This window comes from Streptomyces sp. NPDC001100, assembly GCF_053598575.1.
Genome location: NZ_JBSFKO010000021.1, coordinates 1 through 12493, shown reverse-complemented (window position 1 = coordinate 12493; position 12493 = coordinate 1). Strand labels below are relative to the sequence as shown.

At 69.5% G+C, this 12493-nt stretch carries 7 protein-coding genes; 5 read left to right on the top strand and 2 right to left on the bottom strand.

What is annotated here, in order from left to right:
* Positions 1-87 precede the first annotated feature (87 nt).
* Positions 88-2508, bottom strand: coding sequence for an endopeptidase La (lon, locus tag ACWDEW_RS28010; RefSeq protein WP_450516066.1), 2421 nt, complete (start codon positions 2506-2508; stop codon positions 88-90).
* A gap of 628 nt (positions 2509-3136) precedes the next feature.
* Between lon and ACWDEW_RS28005 the strand changes: the two genes are divergently transcribed.
* Positions 3137-4621 (top strand): sulfatase family protein, encoded by a 1485-nt coding sequence (locus tag ACWDEW_RS28005; RefSeq protein ID WP_450516065.1) that lies wholly within the window; start codon positions 3137-3139, stop codon positions 4619-4621.
* On the opposite strand, the gene ACWDEW_RS28000 is transcribed toward ACWDEW_RS28005, so the two are convergent.
* A complete protein-coding gene (locus ACWDEW_RS28000; protein ID WP_450516064.1) occupies positions 4618-5502 on the bottom strand; it encodes a rhomboid-like protein in 885 nt (294 codons plus the stop codon). The two genes, ACWDEW_RS28005 and ACWDEW_RS28000, sit on opposite strands and share 4 nt — an antisense overlap.
* Before the next feature lie 166 nt (positions 5503-5668).
* On the opposite strand from ACWDEW_RS28000, the gene ACWDEW_RS27995 reads away from it, so the two are divergent.
* The 4 genes from ACWDEW_RS27995 to ACWDEW_RS27980 all read left to right on the top strand — a co-directional run bounded on the left by ACWDEW_RS27995 (position 5669) and on the right by ACWDEW_RS27980 (position 12391).
* Positions 5669-6346, top strand: a complete 678-nt coding sequence (locus ACWDEW_RS27995) for a spermine/spermidine synthase domain-containing protein (RefSeq protein ID WP_450516062.1) — start codon at positions 5669-5671, stop codon at positions 6344-6346.
* 113 nt (positions 6347-6459) lie between these two features.
* Positions 6460-7200, top strand: a complete 741-nt coding sequence (locus ACWDEW_RS27990) for a response regulator transcription factor (protein ID WP_019075191.1) — start codon at positions 6460-6462, stop codon at positions 7198-7200.
* Complete coding sequence (locus ACWDEW_RS27985) at positions 7197-8303, top strand: sensor histidine kinase (protein WP_450516059.1); 1107 nt, start codon at positions 7197-7199, stop codon at positions 8301-8303. The genes ACWDEW_RS27990 and ACWDEW_RS27985 overlap by 4 nt, the downstream gene beginning before the upstream one ends.
* A gap of 281 nt (positions 8304-8584) precedes the next feature.
* Positions 8585-12391 (top strand): multifunctional oxoglutarate decarboxylase/oxoglutarate dehydrogenase thiamine pyrophosphate-binding subunit/dihydrolipoyllysine-residue succinyltransferase subunit, encoded by a 3807-nt coding sequence (locus tag ACWDEW_RS27980; protein WP_450516057.1) that lies wholly within the window; start codon positions 8585-8587, stop codon positions 12389-12391.
* Positions 12392-12493: the final 102 nt, after the last annotated feature.

The following is a 12493-nucleotide window of genomic DNA, read 5'->3' as shown; positions in this document are numbered from 1 at the left end:
TATTTCGCAGGGTGGGACCTACGTACGACGAAGGCCCGGGCCCCTTGTGAAAAGGGACCCGGGCCTTCACCTGACCGGTGGCGTCCGTCACGCCGCCACCGGAACCTCCGGGGTCGCGCCGTTCGTGGCGGGCGACAGGGCCAGCTCCAGGACCTGGCGGACGTCCGTCACCGCGTGGACGTCGAGCTTGTCCAGGACCTCGGCCGGGACGTCGTCCAGGTCGGGCTCGTTGCGCTTCGGGATGATCACCGTGGTGACCCCCGCCTGGTGCGCGGCGAGCAGCTTCTGCTTCACCCCGCCGATCGGCAGGACCCGGCCGGTCAGGGAGACCTCACCGGTCATGGCCACGTCCGTGCGGACCAGCCGGCCGCTGAGCAGCGACGCGAGAGCGGTCGTCATGGTGACACCCGCGCTCGGGCCGTCCTTCGGCACCGAACCCGCCGGGAAGTGGATGTGCACGCCCCGGTCCTTCAGGTCGGCGACGGGCAGCTCCAGTTCGGCTCCGTGCGAGCGCAGGAACGACAGGGCGATCTGCGCGCTCTCCTTCATCACGTCACCGAGCTGACCGGTCAGGGTCAGCCCCGCCGCGCCCGTCTCCGGGTCGGCGAGCGACGCCTCGACGTAGAGGACGTCACCGCCCGCTCCGGTGACCGCGAGGCCGGTGGCGACACCGGGGACCGCCGTACGGCGCTCCGCCGGGTCCTGGGCGGACTCGGGCACGTGGTGCGGCCGGCCGATCAGAGCTCGGAGATCGGCGTCGGTCACCGTGAACGGCAGCTCCCGCTCGCCCAGTTCGTGCTGCGCGGCGATCTTGCGCAGCAGCCGGGCGATCGACCGCTCCAGGGTGCGGACACCCGCCTCGCGGGTGTACTCACCGGCGAGCTTGCGCAGCGCGCTCTCGTCGATGACGACCTCGTCGTCCTTGAGTCCGGCCCGCTCCAGCTGGCGCGGGAGCAGGTGGTCACGGGCGATGACGACCTTCTCGTCCTCTGTGTAGCCGTCCAGCCGGACCAGTTCCATCCGGTCGAGCAGCGCCTCCGGGATGGCTTCGAGCACGTTGGCCGTCGCCAGGAACACCACATCGCTCAGGTCGAGTTCGACCTCCAGGTAGTGGTCCCGGAAGGTGTGGTTCTGCGCGGGGTCGAGGACCTCCAGCAGCGCCGCGGCCGGGTCGCCCCGGTAGTCGGACCCCACCTTGTCGATCTCGTCGAGCAGGACCACCGGGTTCATGGACCCGGCCTCCTTGATCGCGCGGACGATACGGCCGGGCAGCGCACCGACGTACGTACGCCGGTGACCGCGGATCTCCGCCTCGTCCCGTACACCGCCGAGCGCGACCCGCACGAACTTCCGTCCCATCGCGTGCGCGACGGACTCGCCGAGCGAGGTCTTGCCGACACCGGGCGGACCGACGAGGGCCAGTACGGCACCGCCGCGCCGCCCGCCGACGACACCCAGCCCGCGCTCGCTGCGGCGCTTGCGTACGGCGAGGTACTCGGTGATGCGTGCCTTCACGTCCTCAAGACCGGCGTGCTCGGCGTCCAGGATCGCCTTGGCGCCCCGGATGTCGTACTCGTCCTCGGTCCGCTCGTTCCACGGCAGTTCGAGAACGGTGTCCAGCCAGGTGCGGATCCACGAGCCCTCGGGCGACTGGTCGGAGGACCGCTCCAGCTTGTCGACCTCCTTGAGGGCGGCCTCGCGGACCTTCTCGGGAAGATCGGCGGCCTCGACCCGCGCGCGGTAGTCGTCGGACTCCTCGCCGTCCTTGGCCGAGTCGCCGTTCAGCTCGCGCAGCTCCTTGCGGACGGCTTCGAGCTGACGGCGGAGCAGGAACTCGCGCTGCTGCTTGTCGACGCCTTCCTGCACGTCCTTGGCGATGGTCTCGGCGACATCCTGCTCGGCGAGGTGGTCGCGCAGGTGCTGGGTGGCGAGCTTCAGCCGGGCCACCGGGTCGGCGGTCTCAAGAAGCTCGATCTTCTGTTCAGTGGTCAGGAAAGGCGAGTAACCGGAATTGTCGGCAAGCGTGGACACATCATCAATGGCCTGCACGCGGTCGACGACCTGCCAGGCCCCCCGCTTGCGCAGCCACGCGGTGGCCAGCGCCTTGTACTCCTTCACCAGCTCGGAAACGGAGCCGGGCAAAGGCTCGGGCAGGCTCTCGTCGAGCGCGGTGCCCTCGACCCAGAGCGCGGCACCGGGGCCGGTCGTACCGGCGCCGATCTTCACGCGGCTGCGGCCGCGGATCAGCGCACCCGGGTCGCCGTCGGCCAGCCGGCCGACCTGCTCGACGGTGCCCAGCACACCCGTGCTCGCGTATGTCCCGTCGATGCGTGGCACCAGCAGGACCTTGGGCTTTCCGGGCTCGGACCGGGCGGCGGCCTGGGCGGCCTCCACGGCGGCGCGTACATCGGTGTCGTTCAGGTCCAGCGGAACCACCATTCCGGGCAGCACGACCTCGTCGTCGAGCGGCAGCACGGGCAGGGTGAGCGGTGTGGACGTCGAAGCCATGATCTCCCCTTAGGCAGTCAAGTTGAGCTATGCCGACTCAATGCTTGGGCGCCTTCGATTGTTCCCCACCGGTTGTTCGCCGTGAGCGATCAGAGGGAGGGGGCCGGCCTCTGTGCAGGTCAACGCGGAAACGGGGCGGGGGCTTCCCGGGAGCACGTGGATCATCTCTGCGCTCGCGACCATCCGCGAGACCCTGGGGTGCACCCTTCACCCGGCGCTCGATTCACCCGGCGCTCGATTCACCCGGCGCTCGATGTCTTCGCGGAGCGGTACGAGGAGCTCCGCCGTGATCGCCCGGACGACTTCGGTCCGAGCCGGGACGAGTACGGCCGAGGCTTCTACTCCTGATCCGGCCGACTCGGCCGGATCGGGCCTGGCCCGACGCATGGGGATGCTCGCCGCCCACGGAGGACGAGCTGCGAAAGCATGACACCTGCGGTGAAAGTGTCACGCTTTCGCGGAGAGGGTCCCCCTCCGGCAGGGGTCGGCGACCACCCATGCCGCCGCACGGTTGAGGGCGAGCCCCGGCCCCCGCAACGCCATTCATAGGCAACTGCCGCAAACTGCAGGCGGATTCACAGCCGAGCAGATGCGCGATACGGGGACATCCACGCATACGGGGGACGGCATGGACAGAGATCAGGAGCGGCGCGGGCCCGGCAGGCGTGCGGTCGTGGCGGGGGCCGCGGTGGTCGTCACGGCCGCGGCGACCCCGGCCGTCCTCGACGCGACAGAGGGCGACGGGCACGCCTCACCCGCCGAACCGGCCACCCCCGTAAGGAACTTCGCCTCCCCCACTCCCCGCACCCGCGCCCGCGGCGACGACCGCCCCAACATCCTCCTCGTCGTCACGGACGACCAGCCCAAGGACACCGAATGGGCGACCCCGCAGACCGTCGACTGGCTCGGGGACCACGGCGTCACCTTCGAGCGGGCGCACGCCAACACCCCGCTGTGCGCGCCCTCCCGTGCCTCGATCATGTCGGGCCGCTACGCGCACAACCACGGTGTCCTGGACACCCGCCACCCCTACCACCTGGACCAACACACCACGGTGCAGCGGCAGTTGCACGACTCCGGTTACCGCACGGGCCTGTTCGGCAAGTACCTGAACTACTGGCACACCGGCGACAACCCGCCCCACTTCGACGAGTGGCTGCTCCAGGAACCGGTGGCGTACTACAACGGCCACTACAACGACGGCGGGACCGTCCGGAACATCCCCGGCTACAACACCACCGTCATCAAGAACCGCGCCCTCGCCTTCCTGGAGAGCTCCCGCACGGACCGGCGACCGTGGTTCGCCTACGTCGCCACGCGCAGCGCCCACGAGTTCAACATCCCGGAGAAGAAGTACGCCCGCGCCCGCGTCCCCGAGTGGCCGGGGCGGCCGTCCGTCTTCGAGACCGACAAGGCCGACAAGCCGGCGTTCCTGCGCAGGGCCGGGCACGGTCTGGCCGCCGGACAGGCCCTGCGCGCCCGCCAGTTGAGGACCCTGCTGTCGGTGGACGACGCGATGCGCGACTTCCGCGACCAGCTGCGCGCGCTCGGCCAGTTGGAGAACACGCTCGTGCTGTACACCAGCGACCACGGGCTGTGCTGGGGCGACCACGGCTGGCTGCGCAAGTCGGTGCCGTACCGGCCGAGTCTGGAGGTGCCGTTCCAGCTGTCGTGGCCGGCCCGAGGGCTGGACAGGGGCACCTCGGACGACCGCCTCACCGGTCACGTCGACCTCGCGCCCACCCTCCTCGACGCGGCCGGCATCACCCCGGACACGCCGCACGACGGCCACTCGCTCCTCGGCACCGGCGACCGGGACCACCTGCTCGCCGAGTGGTGGTGGAACCGGCAGGACAAGGAGCCCATCCACACCTGGGCGACGTACATCGGGAAGTCGGAGCAGTACACGGAGTACTACCGCAGCCGTCTCGACAACAACGGCCGCCCCACGGACGGCGACGGCAAGGTGCTCTTCCGCGAGTACTACGACCTGCGCGCCGACCCCTACCAGCTCACCAACAGGCTGCACGGGGCAACCCCCGCGCAGGAAGCGCGACTTGGCATCCCGGCGCTGGCGAAGGGGCTGAACTCGGCCAGGCGGGCAGGGAGTTAGACCCGGCCGACCTCGACCCGGTCCGTCCCCGCCACCTCGACCCAAGCCAACCGGACCATCCGCCCGTCCCGCTGCCGGCGCCGTATCAGCGGCCAGGTCACGACGCCTATCGTGAGCGAGATCAGGTGGCCCCAGTTGGTCATCGGGTCGGTGAACGCGATCAGGTCGGTGACCAGGGTCCAGCCGAACAGGGCGAGCAGCGGCAGTCCGAGCCAGGGCCTGAGCAGACCCGCCAGGGCTCCCGTGCTCGCGGCGACGCCGAAGCTGATGCCGTAGTCGAGGCGGTGCAGCGAGGTGTCGGGCAGGTGCCCGGCCAACACGGCCAGCCCCACCGTGCCCTCGGTCGCGAGCGTGGCCAGGATGTGCCCGGTCAGGAACACCCCGGCGGCCCGCATCCCGCCGATCCGCCGCTCCAGCGCGGTCAGCACCAGCAGGAAGAGGATCGCGTACGGCGACATCACCCCGCCGACGATCCACAGCGCACTGGCGACCAGCACCAGGAACGGGTCGCGGACGAGGTGGGTGACATCGGTGCTGGAGGCCTGGTGCAGCTGGTTCACCAGGGCGGGAGAGGCGTACTGCGCGATGAGCGAGGTGACGACGAGCAGCATCCCGTAACCGAAGGTGAACGGCGTCCCGGTGGGCGTGGGCAGCAGCCGCCAGGGGCGGAGCAGGCGCAGCAGGCCGGGGACGCGCGGTGCGCGGGGAACGGCAGGGGTGGACGCCGAGACGGAGACCGCCGGCCGGCTCAACCCCCAGGCCGTTTCCGCCACTTCGCGCTGTCTTGGCATGGCGTCCAGCAGAGAGGAGTCCTCCCCGGCCGAAGGCACGCCCGGGGGCGTGGCGGAGACCTGGGTATCGGCCGTCGCGGTCCGTTCCACCGTGAGGGGCTCCTTCCGTTTCAGCCCACCCTTCGCCGTCCCACCTGTCGCTGTCTATGACCGACGCCACGCGAGAGCCGATTCACAGCAACCTCCAAGGCTTCTCACGCGTCCACAAGGGGCCGATCCCGCCGCCCGTTCCGGTGAAACTGCCAAAATGGAGCGCATGACCACCGCGTACGACACTCCCGTTGTCCTGGACCGTCGCGAGGGCCCCTACGGCGAGGTGGTGCTGCGCCGGCACGGGGAGTTGCTGCAGATCATCGCCAACGGGTGCTTCCTGATGGACACCTCGGACGGGCGCTCGGAGCGGCTGCTGGTCGACGCCGCGTACGCCGCGCTCGACGGGCGGCCCCAACCGGACGTGCTGATCGGCGGGTTGGGCGTGGGTTTCTCGCTCGCGCACGCCGCCGCCGACCCCCGCTGGGGCCGGATCACGGTCGTGGAGCGGGAGCCCGCGATCGTCGAATGGCACCGCTCCGGACCGCTGTCCGAGCTCTCCGCGGCCGCTCTCGCCGACCCTCGCACGGACATTCTGAAAACGGATCTGGTCGCATTCGTCAATGAGACATGCGCCACTTTCGACGCGCTCTGCCTCGACATCGACAACGGGCCCGACTGGACCGTCACCGACAGCAACGAAAACCTCTACTCACCGGCCGGACTCGCAAGCTGCACAAGGGTGTTGAGGCCTGGCGGGGTGCTCGCGGTGTGGTCGGCGCAGCCCTCTCCGGAATTTGAGCGAACACTATGGAATGCCGGGTTCCAACAGGTGCGTACCGAAGAGATCCCCGTTGCCCGAGGAGTTCCCGACGTGGTGCACCTCGCCGTACGACCTGGATAGCAAAGGGGTTGCCGCTGCCCGTACCCTGCTTGCCTGACGCAGATCATTCAAGCGTCAAGCGCAGTCATGGGATCACCCCACTGGTTCCGGAAAGCACACTTCAGGGGCGGGCGATGGAGCAGACACACACCTCCCACAACGGTACGGCCACGGCCACGCCGGGCGCGCAGCGCCGGGTGCTCGTGGTCGAGGACGATGCGACGATCGTCGACGCCATCGCGGCCCGTTTGCGCGCCGAGGGATTTCTCGTACAGACCGCGGGCGACGGGCCCTCGGCCGTCGACACCGCCGAGGCCTGGCAGCCCGATCTGCTGATCCTCGACATCATGCTGCCCGGCTTCGACGGCCTGGAGGTCTGCCGCCGGGTGCAGGCCGCCCGTCCGGTGCCGGTGCTGATGCTCACCGCGCGCGACGACGAGACCGACATGCTGGTCGGGCTGGGCGTCGGTGCCGACGACTACATGACCAAGCCGTTCTCCATGCGGGAGCTGGCCGCGCGGGTGCACGTCCTGCTGCGCCGCGTGGAGCGTGCCGTGGTGGCCGCCTCCACCCCGCGTTCGGGCATCCTGCGCCTGGGCGAACTGGAGATCGACCACGCGCAGCGCCGGGTACGGGTGCGCAGCGAGGACGTGCATCTCACGCCCACCGAGTTCGACCTGCTGGTCTGCCTGGCGAACACCCCGCGTGCCGTGCTCTCCCGCGAGCAGCTGCTCGCCGAGGTCTGGGACTGGGCGGACGCCTCCGGCACCCGTACCGTCGACAGCCACATCAAGGCACTGCGCCGGAAGATCGGCGCCGAGCGGATCCGCACGGTGCACGGCGTCGGCTACGCACTGGAGACACCAACGCCATGAACGAAGGGCCGACGTCACGGAGGAGCCCCGGGGAGCCCTGGGGCGGCGTACGCCCGTTCTCGATCAAGACCAAACTGGGCGCGCTGGTCGTCATCTCGGTGCTCATCACCACCGGGCTGATGATGATCGCCATGCGCACGGCGACGGAGCTGCGCTTCATCACGGTCTTCTCGATGATCGCCACGCTGCTGATAACGCAGTTCGTGGCCCATTCGCTCACCGCGCCGCTGGACGAGATGAACACGGTGGCCCGGTCCATCTCGCGGGGCGACTACACGCGCCGGGTGCGTGAGAACCGCCGCGACGAACTGGGCGACCTGGCCGAGACGATCAACGTCATGGCCGACGAGCTGGAGGCCCAGGAGCGCCAGCGCAAGGAACTCGTCGCGAACGTCTCGCACGAGCTGCGCACCCCCATCGCGGGCCTGCGCGCCGTACTGGAGAACGTCGTCGACGGCGTCTCGGCCGCCGACCCGGAGACCATGCGCACGGCGCTGAAGCAGACCGAGCGCCTGGGCCGTCTCGTCGAGACGCTGCTCGACCTCTCCCGCCTGGACAACGGCGTCGTACCGCTGAAGACGCGCCGCTTCGAGGTGTGGCCGTACCTCTCGGGCGTGCTCAAGGAGGCCAACATGGTCGCCTCCGCACGCGCCGGCATCGCCTCCGGCTCGGGCAGCCACACCCGCACGGACGTCCATCTGCACCTGGACGTGTCCCCGCCGGAGCTGACCGCGCTCGCGGACCCCGAGCGCATCCACCAGGTCGTGGCCAACCTCATCGACAACGCGGTGAAGCACAGCCCGGCGCACGGGCGCGTGACGGTCAAGGCGCGGCGCGGGGCGCTGCCGGAGTCGCTGGAGCTGGAGGTCCTGGACGAGGGGCCCGGCATCCCGCAGGCGGAGTGGGCGCACATCTTCGAGCGGTTCAACCGGGGAGCGGTGAGCGCGCCCCACGGACCCGGCAGCGACGGCGGTACGGGCCTCGGCCTGGCGATCGCCCGCTGGGCGGTGGACCTGCACGGCGGCCGGATCGGCGTGGCCGAATCCGACCGTGGCTGCAGGATTATCGTCACTCTTCCGGGACTGTCATCCGTGCCAAGTTGACGTAAAGTTCGACCCGGAGCCCCAAGATCCACGGCGGTCCGCGCTGACGGACACGTGTGATCAGGCACAGGCCCGCGCCCTTCGTGCGCCCGGCCCGCACCAAGACACCCCCTCTGTAGCGGAACCACGCTTGTTTCCCGCCATTTCAGCCCCCGAAACACACTTTCCGGTGTGACTTACACGACGATGGACCGGCCCGACCTGACCTTGGCCGTCATGGGGGCGTAGCCTTAATTCCCGCTGTCCATCACCTTGTGAAGCGGAAGAGGGCGGTTGCCGCCGTGTCGTCACAGTCCCCCAGTAACTCGACCATCTCGACCGAGTCCGACCAAGCCGCGGGTAAGAATCCCGCGGCGGCGTTCGGTCCCAACGAGTGGCTCGTCGACGAGATCTATCAGCAGTACCTCCAGGATCCGAACTCGGTCGACCGAGCCTGGTGGGACTTCTTCGCCGACTACAAGCCGGGCGCGGCTGCCGCCCCGACCTCGACTTCGGCGGGTACTGCGGCCGCGGGGGCCGCAGGGACCTCCACTCCCCCGGCCGCACCCGTAGCCCCGGCCCCGGCCGCTCCTGCCGCACCCGCGGCTCCGGCGGTCCCCGCGCCGGCGCCCGCAGCCGCCGCTCCGGCCCCGGCCCCCGCGGCCGCCCCGGTTCCTGTGAAGGCGGCGGCTCCGGCCGCGCAGCCGAAGAAGGCCGAGCCCGCGACCGAGGCCCCAGCCGGCCCCGAATACGTGACGCTGCGCGGCCCCGCCGCCGCGGTCGCGAAGAACATGAACGCCTCGATCGAGGTGCCCACGGCAACTTCGGTGCGCGCGGTCCCGGTCAAGCTGCTCTTCGACAACCGCATCGTCATCAACAACCACCTGAAGCGGGCCCGGGGCGGGAAGATCTCCTTCACCCACCTCATCGGCTACGCGATGGTGCAGGCCATCAAGGCCATGCCGTCGATGAACTACTCCTTCCAGGAGAAGGACGGCAAGCCGACCCTGGTCAAGCCGGAGCACATCAACTTCGGTCTCGCCATCGACCTGGTGAAGCCCAACGGCGACCGCCAGCTCGTCGTCGCCGGCATCAAGAAGGCCGAGACGCTGAACTTCTTCGAGTTCTGGCAGGCCTACGAGGACATCGTCCGCCGCGCCCGCGACGGCAAGCTGACGATGGACGACTTCACCGGTGTCACGGTCTCCCTGACCAACCCCGGCGGCCTCGGCACGGTCCACTCGGTCCCGCGTCTGATGCCCGGTCAGTCGGTCATCATGGGCGTCGGCTCGATGGACTACCCCGCGGAGTTCCAGGGCACGTCCCAGGACACCCTGAACAAGCTCGGCATCTCGAAGGTCATGACGCTCACGTCGACCTACGACCACCGGGTCATCCAGGGCGCCGCCTCCGGCGAGTTCCTGCGGATCGTCGCGAACCTCCTGCTCGGCGAGAGCGGCTTCTACGACGAGATCTTCGAGTCGCTGCGCATCCCGTACGAGCCGGTCCGCTGGCTCAAGGACATCGACGCCTCGCACGACGACGACGTCACGAAGGCCGCCCGCGTCTTCGAGCTGATCCACTCCTACCGGGTCCGCGGCCACGTCATGGCCGACACCGACCCGCTGGAGTACCGCCAGCGCAAGCACCCCGACCTGGACATCACCGAGCACGGCCTCACCCTGTGGGACCTGGAGCGGGAGTTCGCGGTCGGCGGCTTCGCCGGCAAGTCCCTGATGAAGCTGCGCGACATCCTCGGCGTGCTGCGCGACTCGTACTGCCGCACCACCGGCATCGAGTTCATGCACATCCAGGACCCGAAGCAGCGCAAGTGGATCCAGGACCGCATCGAGCGCTCGCACTCCAAGCCGGAGCGCGAGGAGCAGCTGCGCATCCTGCGCCGCCTGAACGCGGCGGAGGCCTTCGAGACCTTCCTGCAGACGAAGTACGTCGGCCAGAAGCGCTTCTCGCTCGAAGGCGGCGAGTCGGTCATCCCGCTGCTGGACGCGGTCATCGACAGCGCGGCCGAGTCGCGCCTCGACGAGGTCGTCATCGGCATGGCCCACCGAGGCCGCCTGAACGTGCTCGCGAACATCGTCGGCAAGTCGTACGCCCAGATCTTCCGCGAGTTCGAGGGCAACCTCGACCCGAAGTCGATGCACGGCTCCGGCGACGTGAAGTACCACCTGGGCGCCCAGGGCACCTTCACCGGCCTGGACGGCGAGCAGATCAAGGTCACCCTCGCGGCGAACCCGTCCCACCTGGAGACGGTCGACCCGATCATCGAGGGCATCGTCCGCGCCCGCCAGGACATCATCAACAAGGGCGGCACGGACTTCACGGTCCTCCCGCTGGCCCTGCACGGTGACGCGGCCTTCGCGGGCCAGGGCGTGGTGGCGGAAACGCTCAACATGTCGCAGCTCCGCGGCTACCGCACCGGCGGCACGATCCACATCGTCATCAACAACCAGGTCGGCTTCACGGCGGCGCCCGAGTCGTCGCGTTCCTCGATGTACGCCACGGACGTGGCTCGCATGATCGAGGCCCCGATCTTCCACGTGAACGGCGACGACCCGGAGGCCGTGGTCCGCGTGGCCCGCCTGGCCTTCGAGTTCCGCCAGGCGTTCAACAAGGACGTGGTGATCGACCTCATCTGCTACCGCCGCCGCGGTCACAACGAGTCGGACAACCCGGCCTTCACCCAGCCCCTGATGTACGACCTGATCGACAAGAAGCGCTCGGTGCGCAAGCTCTACACCGAGTCCTTGATCGGTCGCGGCGACATCACGCTGGAAGAGGCGGAACAGGCCCTCCAGGACTACCAGGGCCAGCTGGAGAAGGTCTTCACGGAGGTCCGCGAGGCGACGGCCCAGCCCGGCGTCGCCCCGATGTCGGACCCGCAGGCCGAGTTCCCGGTGGCGGTCAACACCGCGATCTCCACGGAGGTCGTCAAGCGGATCGCCGAGTCCCAGGTCAACATCCCGGACAACTTCCACGTCCACCCGCGCCTGCTGCCCCAGCTGCAGCGCCGGGCGACGATGGTCGAGGACGGGACGATCGACTGGGGCATGGGCGAGACGCTCGCGATCGGTTCGCTGCTGCTGGAAGGCACCCCGGTCCGCCTCTCCGGCCAGGACTCCCGCCGCGGCACCTTCGGCCAGCGCCACGCGGTCCTCATCGACCGCCAGACGGGCGAGGACTACACCCCGCTCCAGTACCTCTCCGAGGACCAGGCGCGTTACAACGTCTACGACTCCCTTCTCTCCGAGTACGCGGTCATGGGCTTCGAGTACGGCTACTCGCTCGCCCGTCCCGACGCGCTGGTGATGTGGGAGGCGCAGTTCGGCGACTTCGTCAACGGCGCGCAGAGCGTGGTCGACGAGTACATCTCGGCGGCGGAACAGAAGTGGGGCCAGACGTCCGGCGTCACGCTCCTGCTCCCCCACGGTTACGAGGGCCAGGGCCCGGACCACTCGTCCGCGCGCGTGGAACGCTTCCTCCAACTCTGCGCCCAGAACAACATGACGGTCGCGATGCCGACCCTCCCGTCGAACTACTTCCACCTCCTGCGGTGGCAGGTGCACAACCCGCACCACAAGCCGCTGGTGGTCTTCACCCCGAAGTCGATGCTGCGCCTCAAGGCCGCCGCGTCGAAGACGGAGGAGTTCACGACGGGTCAGTTCCGCCCGGTCATCGGCGACGAGACGGTGACGGACCCCGCGGCCGTCCGCAAGGTCGTCTTCGTCACGGGCAAGCTGTACTACGACCTGGAGGCCGAGCGCACCAAGCGCGGCACCACGGACGTGGCGATCATCCGCGTCGAGCGCCTGTACCCGCTGCCGGGTGCGGAGCTCCAGGCGGAGGTCAACAAGTACCCGAACGTCGAGAAGTACCTGTGGGCCCAGGAGGAGCCGGCCAACCAGGGCGCTTGGCCGTTCATCGCCCTCAACCTGATCGACCACCTGGACCTCGCGGTCGGCGCGGACGTGCCTCACGGGGAGCGGCTGCGGCGGATCTCGCGCCCGCACTCGTCGTCTCCGGCGGTGGGGTCGGCGAAGCGGCATCAGGCTGAGCAGGAGCAGTTGGTTACGGAGGTGTTCGAGGCGTAACCGCCCCGAACCCGTCGTACGCGGCCGGGCCGCACCCCCGCTCCGGGGGCCTCGGCATGGCCGCCCCGACGATCCTCAAGTACGGCACGGAGGAGCAGAAGC